Here is a 16850-nt window from a genome sequence, read left to right as displayed (position 1 = left end):
TATACTCATAATTTTGTGCAAGTGAGGATTACCGGCAACTTGGGTGGGCAGCTGCCGCGGCTGGAGCCATCCTGCGCCGGGTTGGCACAACGGAACACCGTTCGCGGTGGGTTAAGTGCGTTTGGGTGAGGCGGGTGGGGAGTCGCGGGTCGATCTTCGCGTCCTGGCATCGACGATCATAAGAACGAAGTGAGAGGCGCTCAGGCCTGCCAGTGATAGTGCGGCGATGCCGACGGCCGCGCTTAATCCGTTGTTGGTCGCGAGTGCGCCAACGCCGATGGCGGTGCCTGCCTGGAAAGCGTAGGCGATCAAGTAGAGCAGGGACATGGTGGCACCGCGGTGATGTGCGGGAGCAGCCTGGTTGATGAGACCGAGTCCTCCGGTGAAAGCGAAGGAGTAGGCGATCCCGCCGACAATGCACCAACCGAGAAAGAGCGAAATGGACCCGAAGGTGCTGGCCGCGGCCATGAGTCCGAGGCTGAGTATCGTCAGAGCTGCGCCGATCCAGACCGAGGCGTAGGCCGGGACGCGGGACAGGAAAAGTGCTGTGATGCCGATGGCCGCCGCGGAGCAGCCCAGGAGGGCTCCGACGATCGCTGTGCTCCCGGTGTCAGTGGATTGGGTGATCATGTGCGCGCCGAGGGAGAGGAAGATGGCGCCAACGCAATAGGCGAGGGTGACCGACAAGGTGGCGACGGAGAAAGTCAGTCGAATGCCTCGGGGCACGCTGGGTGCCCGGGGTTGCCAACGTTGGGCATGGTCTGGCTTGTCGTCTGGGGCGCACACCAGTGCAGCGATTGATGCGAAGGACAGGACGAGCAGGACGATGTAGCTCCAGAACAGGGGCAGCGGGACGAACTGCGCCAGCACTCCACTGACTACGAGGGCCAGGGTGAGTCCTGTTGCGGTGGACAGGGTTGCCATGGAGCTGGCGAAGCGAGGGCTGTTGGTGGTGTTGTTCTCCATCAGCGCCGCGGTCCCTGCTCCCATCGCCAATCCTGTGCCGGCGCCTTGCAGCACGCGCCCGGCGAACAGGAATGCCACGCTGGGGGCGAGCGCGAAGACAATGGCCGAGGCGGCGATGAGCGCGACGCCGGCAATCATGATTCGTCGGCGTCCGAACCGGTCGGAGAGATTCCCGAAGATCGGAAGCACGACGAGCAGCGTGAGTGGGTAGCTCGCGAACACGGTGGTGACGGTGAGCGGGCTGAGGTCCCACTGTGCCGCGTAGATCGGGTACAGCGTGCTTGGGGCTCCGGAAGACCAGAGCACCAAGGCGAGCACGGCCGCCGTCGCCCAGAACGCCCCGCGTTTTCCCATTCGACGTCGGATGCGGGGAGGGTGCATGGAATCCGGCAGGACCGTGCTGAGGCGGTTCATGGGGTGGGGTGGATGATCAGGCAGGTGCTTGAGGCGGTGGCCAACACCCTGCCGTCACTGTCGCGGATGTCGGCTTCTGCGAAGGCGGCGGTCTTGCCGCGGCGGGTGACCCAGCCGTGGGCGGTGACGGCCCCGGTTCCGGCAGTGATCGGCCGCAGGAACGACACCTTGATTTCCAGGCTCGTGTACCCGACTCCTGCGGGCAGGGTGCTGTGCACGGCACACCCGCACACCGAGTCAAGAACCGTTGCAAAGAATCCGCCGTGGACCGAGCCGATCGGATTGTAATGCGACTCGTCAGGCTGTGCTGTCATCACCACATCGCCCTCGGCGACGGACACGAATTCCAGCCCGACATGGCTGCTGATAGGGGGTGGTGGGGTCCGACCGTCGGCCAGCGCGCGCAACTGCTCGAGCCCGGTCCGATCGAACAGCTTCGCTTTGTCTTCCTCGGGACTGTGGAAGTGGATGGTGCGCGATCGATTCGTCAATGGGTCTTGCGGTGATGTCATTGGTTTCCTCCGGGTGATCGATCAGAGCGGGATTTGCGAGCGGCACCAGGTCGGCGTCGTTGATGATGCTACCGCTGCCCCGATGTTTTGCAGCGCACGCAGCTCCCTGACGGAAGGTAAATCAAGTAGTGCGGGCGGCTGGCTCGATCTTATTGGTGCTAGCTTTGTTATAGCAACCCAGCTCATATAGTTGCGCGTCAAGCCACGTCACATGAGGAGCTCTTGCCCATGCCTGTATTTCAAGTTCATGTCCCCGAGGATCGGTTCGTCGCAAGCACCTCCCACCACCCGGACGAGCTTCACTTGAACCCCGGGTATATGGGATGAGTCGAAGTGGCGATGCAGTCATCCCTGCTGCGGTGCCGAAGGAGAATTTTTCCTTCGGCAGGGGAGAACTGCAGCTCGCGCCGGGCAGCTGAATCCGGCGCACAGCGGCCTATTGTGCACCGGATGCCCCTGGATCGACCATGGAAAGCCAGAGTTAGGAATGGAACATGCCTAGAACGTCGCAAGCGTTGACCAATGCGTTGACGGGCCAATGTGCGATCGCACGCAGCCTGGGGGTTCTCAGCGACTCATGGAGCTTCCTCCTGCTGCGCGAGGCACACCTTGGAAGGCACACATTCGCGCAATTCCGGGATTCCTTGGGGATCGCAACGGACGTGCTCAGCGCGCGCCTGGACGCGCTCGTTGAGCACGGCGTCCTGGAACGAATTCCCTACCGGGAACCAGGGCAACGCACACGTGACGCCTACGAACTGACCGCTGCCGGCGATGAACTGAAGGTCGTGCTGATAGCAATGCAGCAATGGGGCGAGGCACACCTCCCGCGAGACGAAGGATTGGCCGTGGTGCCCGTGACCCGGGACGGCCAGCAGCGTGTGCGGGCAAGTTTGGTCAGTGCCGGTGGAACGATCGAGGCCCACGAGAACGTAGGTTTCGTTCGCGTCTCCACCCCCTGACCCAAGCCATTAGAGCCACCGCCACGGGAGGATCCAGCGGTTTTCTTGTCATTGCAGGAGGAGTTTGGATCACAGAGCCGGGATCCAGACACGCATCGCCGCTGGTCGGCGGTTGCCCCACCGGAAGTAGGGAATCAAGGTGAGTGGGCCCAATTCCCGGTCCCCTGATGGTGTGGTTTGGCGCTGGTTCCAGTACAAGGGGTCGTTGGCCGAGGGGCGGACCATTGCTCCGCTGGCGGTGATTGCGGGGACATCCAAGCCGTCGGGCGCCCCGGCGACCTCGAGCCGGGTCCCCCTGGGCAGGTAGACGTCTTGGACGTCCACGCCGTCAGGCAGGTCCGCCTGCTCCAAGGCGTAGACGATCGGGCCGTGCCGCACTGCCATGGTCCCGCGTGACGCGTCCAGTCGCGGATGCGGCAGGTCGATCACGGGGGCGGCATGGAAATCGAGCTCGATGGAATTGTTCACCGAGCCCGGCTCAAGCACGAGATATCCGTCGACCTGTGCGGGGTGCGCTGAAATCCCGTCGATCGTCACGGAGCAGCCATCCGCCCATGCCGGGACTCGAAGCCGCAGTTCGATGCCGAGGGGGCGGTCGAGCGTTACGCCGACGTGCCCGTCCCAGGGATACGCGGTGCTGACGGTTGCGATCGGGCTGTCCGGTTCATCCCCCAAGACCACGTCCCCGTCGCCGTAGAGGTGCAGCTGGACACCCTCGTCGTTGCTTGTGGCCGCGTAGGTGTCAATCGAGGCGATGAGGCGGGCGAGGTTGGGCGGACAGCATGCACAGCCAAACCAGGACAGCCGGGTCGCCGACGCATTCTCGTCGGAGGTGTGTCCTTCCCGCAGCTGCAGCCTGTTGACGTAGAAGAATTCGGTGCCCGACATTGAAGTCGAAGCAGCTATGACGTTGTAGAGCCCGCGTTCCATTTCATCGGCGAATCGTGCTTCGCCCGTGCGCAGCAGCATCCGCCAGTTCCACATGAAATTGGCGATCCCTGCACAGGTCTCCGAATAGGCCCTGTCCGGCGGCAATTCATAGGGGTCACCGAAGGATTCACCCCGATGGCGGGATCCCAAGCCGCCGGTGATGTACATCTTCTGGCTGTGGACGCTCACCCAGATTCGCTCAAGTGCTGCCTCCAGCTCGGCGTCGCCGTCCTCGGTCACGAGATCAGTGGCGCCGGCGGTCAGGTACAGCTGCCGAACGGCATGGCCGGCGGCCTCCGAGGCTTCCCGGATCGGCTGGTGGTCCAGAAAGTAGTCCGCTCCGAAATGGTCCGGACCCATGGTTTGGTAGCCACGGGCGTCGATGAAATGCTTCGCCAGCCGCAGGAACCGGCGTTCCCCGGTCAGCCGCCACAGTTCCACCAGGGCCGTCTCAATCTCCGGGTGCCCATCGAGATCGGGCCGTGCTCCCGGCCCAAGCTCCAGCTCAACCAGGTCCACATACCGGATGGACGTCTGCAGGAGATCGCGCCTGCCAGTGGTCCGTGCGAACGCGATTGCTGCCTGGATCAGATGCCCCAGGCAGTACAGTTCGTGCGACCAACGCATGGCGGAAAGTTTCTGGTCCGAGCTGCCACCCTGCACCCACGTGTTGAGGTAGCCGTCGTCGGCCTGCGCACGACCGATCAGCGAAACCACCTCATCGACGAACGCGTCGTAGTCCGAGGTTCCCGTGCGGCCGATCTCCCAGGCGATCGCTTCAAGCGTCTTGTAGACGTCCGAATCGGCGAATGGCGGGCCGCGGAAGGCAGCAGCCGACTCTCCGATCAGCCTGCGGAAGTTGTCCACGGTTCCGCTTGCCTCAATTTGTTGAATGCAATGGGGGATTGTCGCTGTCCTGTTCAACTCCTGCCACGACCCGAGGAAGCCGGCATCGCTGAACCGCACGCTTCCCCGGGTCAGGGGCCGCACGGCAGTGCGGCTGGAGGGGGTCAGGCCGGTCGGGCCTTGTTGCTCGGCGCGGATTGTCTGCATTGACGACTCCTTCTAAGTAAGTGATTGGGCCAGGAATTGGGGCGGCGGCACTCTTGACTTCGGCCCGCGTTTTGAACAGTATGGGAAAGAAAGGGAAAGTTCAACGGATTATTTTTTCCCAAGAGGGTGGCCATGCAAGCAATAACGATCAACCACGTGGCACAGGCCGCCGGCGTGGCCATCGGAACGGTGTCAAAGGCACTCAACGGAACCGGCCGGGTGTCGCCCGAAACCCGGGAGCGGGTCCATCGCGAGGCGGCGCGCCTGGGGTACGTGGCGCGTACCCGGGCAGAGCCGGGCGCATCGGTTGATCTCGCCTATTCCGTCGGCGTGGTCACCTCCGACAGCTTCGGGAGATTCACCATGCCCATCATGCTGGGCGCCGAAGACACGCTCGGGCCGGGCCGGGTGGCGGTGTTGATGTGCGACGGGCGCGGCGACGCCCTGCGGGAACAGTTCTACGTCGACAGCCTGATGCGACGGCGGGTGGATGGAATAATCGTCACCGGCCGCGGCAATGACCCCAGGCCGCCGATTCGGGGAACGGGATCCGTCCCGGTCGTTTATGCCTATGCACCCTCCACCGGAGCTGACGACTATTCGATAGTCCCGGACAGCCACAAAATTGGATCGCTCGCAATCGACCACCTGGTGGGCAGCGGCCGGCGCAGGCTGCTTCACATTGCCGGAAATGAGTCCCAAGCCGCCACCGCAGAACGGCACCGCGGCGCATCCGCCGCCCTGGCTCGTCACGGGCTCCAATGGGCCGCACCGCCCCAGTTTGGGGAATGGTCCGAACGATGGGGACGTGAAGCGGCCATGCGCCTCATCCGGGACGGGGTCGATTTCGACGGCGCATTTTGCGGCAGCGACCAGATAGCCCGCGGCTTCGTGACGGGGCTCCGGGAGTCCGGCGTCGCGGTGCCCGCCCGGGTCGGCGTCGTCGGCGTCGACAATTGGGACGTCATGGTTGACGCAGCACGCCCGCCATTGACGACCATCGACCTCAATCTCGCTGAAATTGGCCGCCGCGCCGCCACTGTCATCATCAATGCCATCAACGGCGAACAAGTCCCCAAAGGCCGCGAGAAGGTTGAGCCGGCACTCGTCATGCGCGAATCCAGCGCCACACCCGCGCCTTTTGCCTAGGACGTGCCGCCTCCGACCAGGTCAGAGCTGCGACAAGGGGGCGGCCAGCGTATGGCCATCCAACTCCGCAGGCGCGTCCAAACCGATGGACGCGCTGGTGACGATGACGAGCGGATCGGGGCCTGCCGTGAGGAGGACGCTGGTGGGCTGGGAGACGGGCAGGCCGACAGTTGTGGGGGAGCGGTCCCCGGGCGCATACACGTCGAGGCGGTTGCCGCCCCACACGGCGTTCCAGAGACGGCCGTCGCGAGCCACGTGCATGCCGTCGGGTGATCCGCCGTTGACCGTGGCGAACGGTTCTACCCTGGAACCGGGCACGGTGCGCATGCTCAGAATTTCTCCGGCCACGGTGTCGCCGATGAGCATGGCCTGGATTTCCGGCAGGAAGACCGGGCCGTTGGGGATGTCGAGCCCGCTCATGACGGAAGTGACGTCTCCGGTCTCGGGATCCCAGCGCCAGAGGTGGCCTTCGGGTGTGGAACCGTTATGCACCATGGTGCCAAACCAGCATGACCCGTCCGGGGCGAAGCAGCCGTCGTTGACCCGGTGCCGGGTGCTGTCGAGCCCGGTCGTGGCAAGTTCGACGGCGGTGCCATCCTCGCGGAGCCAGGAGAGCCCGGTCCCCACCGCCCCGATCAGCCGCCCGTCAGGTGCCTTTTCGACGAAGCCCAGCGGCGCATCGAAGGCGCGCAGCAGTGTGCCTTTCCGCCCGGAACCCGGTGTCCACGAATAGAGCTCGCCGCGCAGGAGGTCGACCCAGTGGACGGCGCCGTCAATCATGCGCAGGCCTTCGCCCAACTCGAGCCGGGACATGCTGACGGGCTGCCAGGGGGAGCGGATCATGGAGTGTGCCTTTTCTGTTGGCGATGGGTGTGGCACGGAAGGGCTACCGTGCGTCCGGGGTCCCGGAATCGTCATTCGCGAATCCGGTGGACTCACGTTTCACGATGGAGAATCCGGCCTTGACGGTTTGGGGTGCAGAGCGGTCGCCCTTTTCATTGATGCGTTCCACCAGCAGGTCCACGGCCGTCTCCGCGATTTCAAGCCGCCCCGGATCGACGCTCGTCAGTGATGGCAGTGCGAACCTGCCCTCGTCAATATTGTCGAAGCCAATCAACGCCACGTCCTCGGGCACGCGCCGTCCGGCATGCACCAAGGCGCGCAGCCCGCCCAGGGCCAGGGTGTCGTTGAGGGCAAAGATGGCGTCAAAACTGACGTCGTTGCGCAACAGCTGGCGCACGCTGGCGAGCCCGGTTTCCCGGTTCCATTTGCCGCCCCGGACGACAAGCTGCGGATCCCCCTCGATTCCTGCGGCGGCCAGCGCCTGGTGGTAGCCGCGCTCGCGCAAACTTGCCGAACTTGCATCATCGTCGGCGAAGTCCGGTGCGCCGATCAAGGCGATGCGCGTGCGGCCGATCTCCAGCAGATGCTCCACAGCCGCCCTTGCGGAGGACGTGTTGTGCATGGTGACGTGATCCGTTGGCCCGCCAAAGATTCTCTCACCGAGGAGAACCAGTGGGTCCCCGGTGCGCAGGACATCCACGTCCTGCTGGCCGATTTCCACCGGACTGAACAGCAAGCCGTCAATGTAACGCATTTGCCCGCCGGAAAGGGTGGATATTTCCTGCTCCCTGTCCCCGTTGGTCTGCTCAATCAGGACACGCAGGCCACGTTTTTCCGCGGCCCGGATTACCGAATCGGCCAGCTCTGCGAAGTAGTTCTCGCGCAGCGATGGCACAGCCAGGCCAATCACGCCGGTTTTCCCCGAGCGCAGCCCGCGTGCCGAGAGGTTGGGCCGGTAGCCCAGTTCGTCAATGATCTGGCGCACCCGCAGCCGGGTCGCGGGACCCACCTTTGGGTTGTCGTTGATGACGTTGGAGACCGTCTTGATTGACACCCCGGCCGCGCGCGCCACGTCATGGATCGTCGGGCTCATAACGACTTCACGCTCCTCCGGCCCTGCGGCATCGGCGATGGGGCACTCTGCATGGGCAACTCCTAGATCATAGCCAGCCCGTGACCCTGAACTGTCCAGGGCGGCCGGCAGTTGGATTGAATGTGACGCGTTTTTCCTGCCGTGTGGCGGCGATGTGAAGAAAGCCTTGACGCTCAACAGCAAGCCGTTTAGCATTTTGGGTACAACGTTGTACCTAGCCTAGTGCCAATCAGAACCCAAGCGGGGAATCTGCGCGCCCACCTTCTTCCTGACAGGAAAAACATGCTCAATGCTGACATGACCCTTGATCCCCACTTCAAGGTGGGACGCATCAACCGCCGGCTGTTCGGCTCCTTCGTGGAGCATCTGGGCCGGTGTGTTTATGACGGGATCTACGAGCCGGGCCATCCCACTGCGAACGCCGGGGGCTTCCGGCAGGACGTCATTGACCTTGTGCGCGAGCTTGGCACCTCCACCATCCGCTACCCAGGCGGGAACTTCGTCTCCGGCTACCGCTGGGAAGATGGCGTGGGTCCCCGGGCAGAGCGCCCCAACCGCCTCGATCTTGCCTGGCACTCCATTGAAAACAATGATGTCGGACTCGATGAGTTCGCCGGGTGGCTCAGGGAAGTCGACGCGGAGCTCATGTATGCGGTCAACCTCGGAACACGGGGAACGCAGGAAGCCCTGGATGTGCTCGAGTACGCCAACATTGCCGCGGGCACCGCGCTGTCGGACCGGCGCATCGCCAACGGAACCCCGAAGCCCCACGCCATTCGCATGTGGTGCCTGGGAAATGAGATGGACGGCCCCTGGCAATTGGGCCACGGCACAGCCATGGACTATGCCCAGCTGGCAGGCAAGACGGCACGCGCCATGCGCCAGGTTGATCCCGATCTGGAGCTCGTTGTGTGCGGCAGTTCCAGCGCCACCATGCCAACATTTGGCGACTGGGAACGCACAGTTCTCCTCGAGACCTATGACGACGTCGACTTCATCTCCTGCCACGCCTACTACGAACCTCAAAATGATGATTTTGCGAGTTTCCTGGCGTCAGCGGTGAACATGGACAAATTCATCGAGTCTGTCATTGCCACGGCCGACCATGTGAAGGCCGTGCGGCAAAGCGACAAGACCATCAACCTTTCCTTTGACGAATGGAACGTTTGGTATGTCTCGCGGTACAACAACGTTGAGAAGATCACGGATGCCAATGAGTGGCCCCACGCCCCACGACTGCTGGAGGATTCCTACTCGGTGATGGACGCCGTCGTCTTCGGAAACCTGCTCATCTCGTTGCTGCGCCATGCCGACCGCGTCACGTCGGCAAGTCTGGCGCAGCTGGTCAACGTGATTGCCCCGATCATGACGGAACCCAACGGCCCGGCCTGGCGGCAGACGACGTTTTACCCGTTCGCGATCACGTCACAACTGGCACAGGGAACTGTTCTTGAACTCAAGCTCAGCTCCCCGACCGTGCACACTGACGCCTACGGGGACGTCCCCATGGTCGATTCGGTGGCAACCCTCGACGACGCGATGGGCGCAACGTCGGTGTTCCTGGTCAACCGCAGCCTCACCGAAACCGTGGAGGTCAGCATCGACGTGGGCCACCTGGGCGTGACCCGCATCGAGAGCGCGCAAACGCTCCACGATGAGGACATGCACGCGAAGAACACCCTGCAGGATCCGCTGCGGGTGACGCCTCACGGCAATGAAACAGCCCGCATCGATGCCGGATCCGTCACGGTGGCGCTGCCGCCCGTGTCCTGGACCGCGCTGGCCCTGCAATAAATTCGGGACACCCGCCGGACCGCCAGAAGACGCCAGCTCCTGCCAGGGCCTTTAGGAACGGGCGGCAGCTTTTTTTGGCACAAGAGGTACAACGTTGTCCCTGCGGGGCGCGCCCGTGACATGGGCACCTGCGGGAGGGCCGACGTCGAACATTCATACACAGAAACACTCATACAAAGGAGTTGGCAGTGATTAAGAAGAAACTCATCGCCGGGTTGGCGACAGTCGCCACCGTCGTGGCCCTTGCGGGCTGTTCAGGAACAAGTGGTGCGCCGGCCGGCGGCGGAGTCCCCACGGACAAGCCCGTCACCCTGACCGTCTGGAGTTGGGACGGGACCGTCCAGGAGGCCGTGCCGGGGTTCGAGAAGCTGTACCCGAACATCACGGTCAAGGTAGTCAACGCCGGGTCGTCAACGGATGAATATACGGCCCTGGACAACGCGATCCAGGCCGGTTCCGGGGTCCCCGACATCGCCATGTTTGAATACTTCTCCCTGCCGCTGTTCGCGATCCCCGGAAAATTGACGGATCTGTCCGAATTCGGTGCCCAGGAGCTGGCTCCTGACTATGTCGACGCTGCATGGGGCAACGTGTCGATCGATGGCAAGCCATATGCGCTGCCGTCGGACTACGGCCCGGCAGCCATGTTCTACAACCAGAAGGTGCTGTCCGAAGCAGGCGTAGCTGCCCCGCCGGCCACGTGGGACGAATACTACGAAGCTGCCAAAAAGGTCCGTGCCCTGGGCGGGGACCACTACATCACCAACGACTCTGCCGACATTTTCCTGCTCATGTCCCTGATGTGGGAAGGCGGCGGACGCCCCTTCAAGGTGGACGGCACGAACGTCACCATCGACTTCGAGGACGCCGGCACTGCGCGTGCCGTGGAGTACTGGCAAAAACTTATTGACGAAGACCTGGTCAATACCAAGGTCTCCGGCTGGTCTGACGACTGGAACCGCGGACTCAACGAGGGCACGCTCGCCACGCAGCTCATCGGTGGCTGGTTCACGTCCACCCTCCCCGAACGTGCCCCCAAGGCATCCGGGGACTTCCGTGTCGCCCAACTCCCACAGTGGGAAGCCGGAGAGAAGTCAGGAGCCGAAAACGGCGGCAGTGCCATGGCCATTCCTGCCGATGCAAAGAACAAGGAGGCTGCCTATGCCTTCCTTGAATACTTCACACACGGGGACGGGCTGCAGTCGCGCATCGATGCCGGCGCATTCGTGCCGAATCTGTCCAACCTCAACGACGAGACGTTCCTGAACGCCACGAGCGAGTACTTCGGCGACCAGAAGTACAACGAGGTTCTCGCCGAGGCATCCAAGACTGTCGGCACCGGCTGGCAGTACCCGCCATTCTTTGGCTGGGCACGCACGAGCTACGAAGATGTTGCGGCTCCCTTCTATGACAGCAAAAAGGGCTCCCTCGCCGAGGTTTTGGCGACCTGGAAGCAGCGCAGCACCGACTACGGCAACGAACAGGGCTTCACCGTCAAGTAGCCGCGTTGGATTGCCGCACGACGCACGCGACCGTGTCATGCACGCGACCGTGCGCCGTGCGGCAACCACCCGCCAGCCTTGCCGATGTACACCTGAGAAAGGAATTCCCCATGAGCCGACAACTGCTCGCCACTTCCCAGCCGACTGCAGCCGCCGTCCCCCATCACGAGCAATTTCGCCAAAAGAAGCGGAGCAAGGCCGGCTTGTTCTTCATTGCACCGTTCAGCGTGCTGTTCCTCTTTGTCTTCATCATTCCGATTGGTTATTCGGCGTACATCAGCCTGTTTCAGAACAAGCTCATTGGCGGCAAGGTCTTCATCGGGCTGGACAACTACTTCAAGCTTTTCCAGGATCCCCAGTTTTACGACGGCGCCATCCGCGTAGTGGTGTTCACAGCCATCCAGGTGCCCGTCATGCTCCTGAGCGCGATCGCCTTGGCCCTGGCCATTGACTCACTGAAGCTGCACGGCATCAAGTTTTTCCGCATCATTGTGTTTCTGCCCTACGCCATCCCGGCCATCGTCTCAACGCTCATGTGGGGCTTCATGCTCGGCGTCCGCTACGGACTCATCGGGAACCTGAACAAGGTTGCCGGCACGTCCTTCAACCCCTTCGCGCCCGAAACGACCATGATCTCGATTGGCGTCATGGTCACGTGGGGATTCACCGGCTACAACATGCTGATCTTCTACGCAGCGCTGCGGGCCGTCCCGCGCGAAATTTACGAGGCGGCAGCCATCGACGGTGCCAACGAATTCCAGGTAATCCGATACATCAAGCTTCCGGCACTGCGCGGCTCACTGAGCATCACCATCATCTTCTCGATCATTGGCACCTTTCAGCTCTTCAACGAGCCAAATATTTTGGCGACACTGGTCTCCAACAGTGGGATCACCTCCTACTACACACCGAATATGTACGCCTACAACCTCGCGTTCACCGGTTCGCAGCAGGGATACGCCGCCGCGCTCGCCTTGGTCATGGCTGCGTTCACAATCGTCATCGCGTACGCCGTGCAGATTAAGGGAATGAAAAATGTCTTTAACAAGTAGCCGTACCGTGCCCCGAATGGACACTGAAGGGTCGACGGCGTCCACCCCACCAGAGCGCCGGAAGAAGCAGTTCTCGCTGACCGATCCCAAGAAGAGCGCCGTGCTGACGCTCATGACAGGGCTGTTTGCGCTCTACTGCCTGCTCCCCATCGTGTGGCTGATCATCAACGCCACCAAGTCGCAGGAAGATTTCGTCTCGTCCTTCGGCCTGTCCTTTGGCGACAGTTTCGCGCTGTGGGACAACGTCGTGCAGGTGTTTACGTTCCAGGACGGCATTTTCGCCCGCTGGCTGATGAACACCGTGCTGTACGTGGTCGTGGGTGCGCTTGTCTCAACGTTCCTTGCCGCCCTGGGCGGCTACGCCATCGCAAAGTTCGACTTTGCCGGCAGGCGGGCGTTCCTGCTGATCGTGCTCGGCTCAATCTCCGTGCCGGGGATCGCGCTGGCCATCCCGCAGTTCCTGCTCTTCGCGCAACTTGGCATCACCAATACGCCGTGGGCAATCCTGATTCCGTCGTTCATCAACCCCTTTGGGCTGTACCTGATGTGGGTCTTTACCGATCAGGCGGTGCCGACCGGGCTGATCGAGGCCGCCCGCATCGATGGCGCAGGTGAATTGCGCATCTTCCTGAGGATCGCGCTGCCGCTGCTGGCTCCGGCGACTGTCACAGTGCTGCTGTTCTCGGTGGTCTCCATCTGGAACAACTACTTCCTGCCGTTGATCATGCTGAAGGACCCCGCCTGGTATCCGCTCACGATCGGCATCAACCAATGGAACAAACTGGGCTCCACGGCCGGCAATGGCGAACTGATCCAAAACGTCGTCATCACCGGCTCCCTGCTGATGATCATTCCCCTGGTCGTCGCCTTCCTGTGCCTGCAGCGCTACTGGCAGTCGGGGCTTGCACTCGGTGCCATCAAGGACTGACCGCCCGGGGCGCCATGCACCGCCGCCCGCTTCAGGGAACGGCAGTGCCAGGCCGGCTCAGTGGCGCGTGCCGCCGTCGTCCCCGGCCTCGGCAGCCAGCGGCAGCTCGACGAGATGTGCGTGCACGGGCGGCGGTTTGGGAATGCACAGGGCCAGCACGCCCGCCGCCACCGTGGCGCTGAGGGCAATGGCGAACCCCAGCTGGAATCCTGCCGCCGTGGGGGCTGAATGGCCGGCGCTTGAGGCTGCGAGAATGGCGCCCATGACTGCGGCGGCACTGCCCGTGCCCAGGGCGCGCATCAGCGAGTTCAGCCCGTTTGCTGCCCCTGTTTCCGTTGCTTTGACGGCGCCCATGATCAACATCGGCATGGAGGCATAGCCGATGCCGATGCCGGCCCCCACGAGTGCATTGGCCACCAGGATTTGCCAGATTTCCGCGGACGCCAGCAGTGCCAGCACATAGGCGAAGGAAATAACGACGGCGCTGATCACCAAGGTGGCCCGTCCGCCGATGTTGCGGTTCAGCCGGGCGGCCACCGGCGCCATGGCGATCTGCACCAAGCCGGCGGGGGCAAGGATCAGGCCGATCGAAATCAGCGACTGGCCCAGCCCAATTCCGGTGTTGGTGGGAAGCTGCAGGATCTGGGGGAACAACACGGCGGAGGAAAAGAACGCGAAGCCCAGGGCGATCGAGGCGAGATTGGTCATGAGGATGGCAGGGCGTGCTGCCACGCGCAGGTCAACCACGGGATCCTTGAGCCGCAGTTCAAAGGCGCCCCACGCCAGCAGGACCAAAATGCCGCCGCCGCCCAGGGCCAGTGTGGCCGGCGAGGTCCAGCCCCACGCGTTCCCCTGGGCGACGGCCACGAGGATGCCGGAGAGGCCGACCGACATGCCGGCGGCACCGACGTAGTCAAAACTGCCGGCGGCGAATACCGTATCTTCCGGCACGATCCAGACCACCAGTACGAGCAGGGCCAGCCCGAGCACCGCGGCGGTCCAGAAGAGGGCGTGCCAATCCATGGTTTCGGCGATGAAGGAGCTGATGGGCAGGCCCAGCGCCGCCCCGAACCCGAAGGAGCCGCTGATCAGTGCCACCGCCCCGCCAACGCGCTGCGGCGGCAAATGGTCCCGCAGCACAGCGATGCCCAGCGGTATGACGCCTGTCAGGAGCCCCTGCAGCGCCCGCCCCACCAGCAGCATGGTCAGGCCGGTGGACGCGGCCGCCAGGATGTTGCCGATGATCAAGGCGGCCAGCAGCAGCACGATCACCTTGCGCTTGCCAAAGAGATCGCCCAGCCTGCCGGAAATGGGTGTGACCACCGCCGAGGTCAGCAGCGTGATGGTCACGACCCAGGCCGTTGCTTCCCGGGGGGCGTTCAACAGCTCCGGCAGTTGGGCCTGGATCGGCACGACCAGTGTGAACATGAACGATGCGGAAGCACCGGTGACCGCCAGGACGGCGATGAGCGGCCAGGGCCGCTGGGTGATGGTAACTGATCGGGCTGGGCGCATTGCTTCTTTCGTGGCGGGCAGGTCGGGCGGCGGGTGGGCCGCGCCGGGCCGGTGCCCGGATGGGGTGGGCCGCACCTTTGACAATCCGGGTCCGGTGCCAGACTATTCCCGTCCGGCGGCACCGTCCAAACTGTGGAATTGGCGGGGGCATCCACAGTGTGTGGCATCGACCGCGAGACGGCGCCGGGCAGCACGGCAGCGGGGGAGTGGGCTCCTTGTCCATGCGGGGTCCGGGTCTTCGGATCTTTTGCCGCAGAAATTACAACGGAGTCCCGTCGCAGTCTTTGAGAATCCATTGACACGGAGTGTGACCTGAATTACTGTACAAAAGTATCGGAACTATTCCGAAACTATCGGAACCTATTCAGGATTGCTTCACGTCAAAACTCGAGGAAGAGAAAAATGACACCCTTCACGTTCAAAAACCCGCCTGTCAGCCGGCGCGCATTCGTCACGGGCATTGCTGCGACAGGACTGCTTGCGCTGGTAGGTTGCAGCAAACCAAAAGCCGACGTTGACATCAGCAGCCAGAACGTAGGCGCAATGGAGAACTTTGCTGCGGACATGCAGTTCAAGGCCACCGAACCATTGGACTTCGGCCTGCTCTGGACCGATTGGCCCGATACTCCGGTGAAGGACTCGTGGGAGATCTTCAAGGTCATCAAGGAGCGCACCAACGTCACTCTTGGCCTGACGCACATTCCCTTCAGCGACGCCAGCGAGAAGCGCAGCCTGCTCATCAGCGCCGGTGACGCGCCGTCCATCATTCCCCTGATTTACACAGGTGAAGAGGAGGCATTCGTGTCCTCCGGCGCTGTCCTGCCCCTAAGCGATTACTCGGACCTCATGCCCAACTTCAAGAAGTATGTGAAGGAATGGGACCTGGGAACCATGGTCGAGAACCTGCGCCAGTCTGACGGCAAGTACTACATGATGCCGGGCCTCCAGGAAGTCTCTGTCCCCGTTTTCTCCGTGGTGCTCCGCAAAGACGTTTTTCAGGAGGTCGCCGGCGGAATCCCCAACACCTGGGATGAAATGCGCGCCGCGTTGCTGAAAATCAAGGCAAAATATCCGGATTCCCATCCGCTGGCCGACGGCTTCGAGGGACAGTCATTGCTGAACTACGCGGCGCGTGCCTTCGGAACACAGGCCGGGTGGGGTTTCGGGAACGGCCTGACCTGGGACGAAAGCGTAAAAAAGTTCAAGTACGCTGCAACGACCAGCGAATACAAAAACATGGTCCTGTTTTTCCGCGGGCTGGTGGAAGACGGTCTGGTCGACATCGAATCCATGACTGCCGCCGACAGTGGTGGCGGAAATGCGACAGTGTCTGAAAAGTTCGCGAACAACCAGATCTTCGCCGCATCAGGCTCCACCAACACCGCGATTGAGTATTCGACGGCGCTGGACAAGACAGTGGGGGCGGGCGCCTACCAGGTTGGTCTCATCCCACCGCCCGGTGGCACCGCCGGTGACACCGTGGAACCCCGCAACTTCTGGCACGGATTCATGATCAGTGCCAAGGCAAAAGACGAGCCCAACTTCCAGGCGCTCCTGCAGTTCCTGGACTGGTACTACTACAACCCCCAGGCGCGTGAACTGTTGCGGTGGGGTGTTGAAGGCAAGCATTACACCAAGGATGCGGCCGGGACCATCACGTTGAACAAGGAGTTCTCCCTTGACGCCCGCAACCTGAACCCGGACGGCAAAACGGACCTGGAAATCGACCTTGGATTCGCCACCTTCCCCTCAGAATCGACTGAAAGCCGAAAGCTGAAGGAGTCCTACAGCACGCCTGAGGATGTGGAGTACATTGATGCCGTGCTCTCCAGCAGAACCCCGCTTGCACCCACCCCGCCGGCGCCGTTGGAAGAGGCCGAGCTCGAGCAGGCATCCCTGACGAGCACTCCCTTGAAGGACACCGTCGACACGAACACCTTGAAATTCATCCTCGGACAGCGGGACATCAGTGAATGGGACGCATTCGTCAAGGAACTTGAAGGCCAGGGGCTTGCGGCCTACGTCGACCTGATGAATTCCGCCCGCGAGCGTTTCGCAGCCAAAGCGTAGTCCGTTGCAATCTTCGCCGATTCGAGGCGCCGCAGGGCGCCCGAACCGCTCAACGGTCGAGCTGATG

General features: G+C 62.7%; 13 protein-coding genes. 7 read left to right on the top strand and 6 right to left on the bottom strand.

All coding sequences use genetic code 11. The features are described from left to right. Window positions 1–111: 111 nt before the first annotated feature. Window positions 112–1380: an MFS transporter gene (locus AC1L6K_RS19280; RefSeq protein WP_480950445.1), complete on the bottom strand. Its 1269-nt coding sequence runs from the start codon at window positions 1378–1380 to the stop codon at window positions 112–114. Continuing rightward, window positions 1377–1892, bottom strand: a complete 516-nt coding sequence (locus AC1L6K_RS19275; RefSeq protein WP_480950444.1) for a PaaI family thioesterase — start codon at window positions 1890–1892, stop codon at window positions 1377–1379. Before AC1L6K_RS19275 ends, AC1L6K_RS19280 begins: the two co-directional genes overlap by 4 nt. 494 nt (window positions 1893–2386) lie before the next feature. Between AC1L6K_RS19275 and AC1L6K_RS19270 the strand changes: the two genes are divergently transcribed. Continuing rightward, entirely contained in the window at window positions 2387–2854 is a 468-nt protein-coding gene (locus tag AC1L6K_RS19270; RefSeq protein ID WP_480950443.1) for a winged helix-turn-helix transcriptional regulator, read from the top strand. Window positions 2855–2923: 69 nt separating this feature from the next. Here AC1L6K_RS19270 and AC1L6K_RS19265 read toward each other — a convergent pair whose 3' ends face one another. Continuing rightward, a complete protein-coding gene (locus tag AC1L6K_RS19265; RefSeq protein WP_480950442.1) occupies window positions 2924–4837 on the bottom strand; it encodes a glycoside hydrolase family 127 protein in 1914 nt (637 codons plus the stop codon). Window positions 4838–4969: 132 nt separating this feature from the next. Between AC1L6K_RS19265 and AC1L6K_RS19260 the strand changes: the two genes are divergently transcribed. Beyond that, the gene (locus AC1L6K_RS19260) at window positions 4970–5986 is read left to right on the top strand and encodes a LacI family DNA-binding transcriptional regulator (protein WP_480950441.1); all 1017 of its coding nucleotides are present in this window, start codon (window positions 4970–4972) and stop codon (window positions 5984–5986) included. A gap of 21 nt (window positions 5987–6007) precedes the next feature. Here AC1L6K_RS19260 and AC1L6K_RS19255 read toward each other — a convergent pair whose 3' ends face one another. Then, entirely contained in the window at window positions 6008–6829 is an 822-nt protein-coding gene (locus AC1L6K_RS19255) for an SMP-30/gluconolactonase/LRE family protein (RefSeq protein ID WP_480950440.1), read from the bottom strand. Window positions 6830–6872: 43 nt separating this feature from the next. Continuing rightward, window positions 6873–7922, bottom strand: coding sequence for a LacI family DNA-binding transcriptional regulator (locus AC1L6K_RS19250; protein ID WP_480950439.1), 1050 nt, complete (start codon window positions 7920–7922; stop codon window positions 6873–6875). 282 nt (window positions 7923–8204) lie between these two features. Here AC1L6K_RS19250 and arfA point away from each other — a divergent pair, with 282 nt between their 5' ends. From arfA to AC1L6K_RS19230, 4 genes are all read left to right on the top strand, one after another. After that, on the top strand, window positions 8205–9716 hold the full coding sequence (gene arfA, locus AC1L6K_RS19245) for an arabinosylfuranosidase ArfA (RefSeq protein ID WP_480950438.1): 1512 nt from the start codon (window positions 8205–8207) through the stop codon (window positions 9714–9716). Between the two features lie 188 nt (window positions 9717–9904). After that, the gene (locus AC1L6K_RS19240; RefSeq protein ID WP_480950437.1) at window positions 9905–11218 is read left to right on the top strand and encodes an ABC transporter substrate-binding protein; all 1314 of its coding nucleotides are present in this window, start codon (window positions 9905–9907) and stop codon (window positions 11216–11218) included. 110 nt (window positions 11219–11328) lie between these two features. Continuing rightward, complete coding sequence (locus tag AC1L6K_RS19235) at window positions 11329–12270, top strand: carbohydrate ABC transporter permease (protein WP_480950436.1); 942 nt, start codon at window positions 11329–11331, stop codon at window positions 12268–12270. A gap of 16 nt (window positions 12271–12286) precedes the next feature. After that, window positions 12287–13198, top strand: coding sequence for a carbohydrate ABC transporter permease (locus AC1L6K_RS19230; protein ID WP_480950435.1), 912 nt, complete (start codon window positions 12287–12289; stop codon window positions 13196–13198). A gap of 57 nt (window positions 13199–13255) precedes the next feature. Here the strand turns inward: AC1L6K_RS19230 and AC1L6K_RS19225 are convergent, their stop codons facing one another. After that, entirely contained in the window at window positions 13256–14713 is a 1458-nt protein-coding gene (locus AC1L6K_RS19225; protein ID WP_480950434.1) for an MFS transporter, read from the bottom strand. Between the two features lie 402 nt (window positions 14714–15115). Here AC1L6K_RS19225 and AC1L6K_RS19220 point away from each other — a divergent pair, with 402 nt between their 5' ends. Further along, the gene (locus AC1L6K_RS19220) at window positions 15116–16783 is read left to right on the top strand and encodes an ABC transporter substrate-binding protein (RefSeq protein WP_480950433.1); all 1668 of its coding nucleotides are present in this window, start codon (window positions 15116–15118) and stop codon (window positions 16781–16783) included. The last annotated feature ends 67 nt before the right edge of the window (window positions 16784–16850 follow it).

The organism is Specibacter sp. BI4 (assembly GCF_056680095.1).
This window is presented reverse-complemented; position numbering and strand designations above follow the sequence as displayed.

Coding starts and splice junctions, on each gene's coding strand:
- AC1L6K_RS19230 (WP_480950435.1), top strand. CDS start 12,287: ATGGACACTGAAGGGTCGACGGCGTCCACCCCACCAGAGCGCCGGAAG.
- AC1L6K_RS19260 (WP_480950441.1), top strand. CDS start 4,970: ATGCAAGCAATAACGATCAACCACGTGGCACAGGCCGCCGGCGTGGCC.
- AC1L6K_RS19255 (WP_480950440.1), bottom strand. CDS start 6,829: ATGATCCGCTCCCCCTGGCAGCCCGTCAGCATGTCCCGGCTCGAGTTG.
- AC1L6K_RS19250 (WP_480950439.1), bottom strand. CDS start 7,922: ATGAGCCCGACGATCCATGACGTGGCGCGCGCGGCCGGGGTGTCAATC.
- AC1L6K_RS19280 (WP_480950445.1), bottom strand. CDS start 1,380: ATGAACCGCCTCAGCACGGTCCTGCCGGATTCCATGCACCCTCCCCGC.
- AC1L6K_RS19235 (WP_480950436.1), top strand. CDS start 11,329: ATGAGCCGACAACTGCTCGCCACTTCCCAGCCGACTGCAGCCGCCGTC.
- AC1L6K_RS19225 (WP_480950434.1), bottom strand. CDS start 14,713: ATGCGCCCAGCCCGATCAGTTACCATCACCCAGCGGCCCTGGCCGCTC.
- arfA (WP_480950438.1), top strand. CDS start 8,205: ATGCTCAATGCTGACATGACCCTTGATCCCCACTTCAAGGTGGGACGC.
- AC1L6K_RS19220 (WP_480950433.1), top strand. CDS start 15,116: ATGACACCCTTCACGTTCAAAAACCCGCCTGTCAGCCGGCGCGCATTC.
- AC1L6K_RS19275 (WP_480950444.1), bottom strand. CDS start 1,892: ATGACATCACCGCAAGACCCATTGACGAATCGATCGCGCACCATCCAC.
- AC1L6K_RS19265 (WP_480950442.1), bottom strand. CDS start 4,837: ATGCAGACAATCCGCGCCGAGCAACAAGGCCCGACCGGCCTGACCCCC.
- AC1L6K_RS19270 (WP_480950443.1), top strand. CDS start 2,387: ATGCCTAGAACGTCGCAAGCGTTGACCAATGCGTTGACGGGCCAATGT.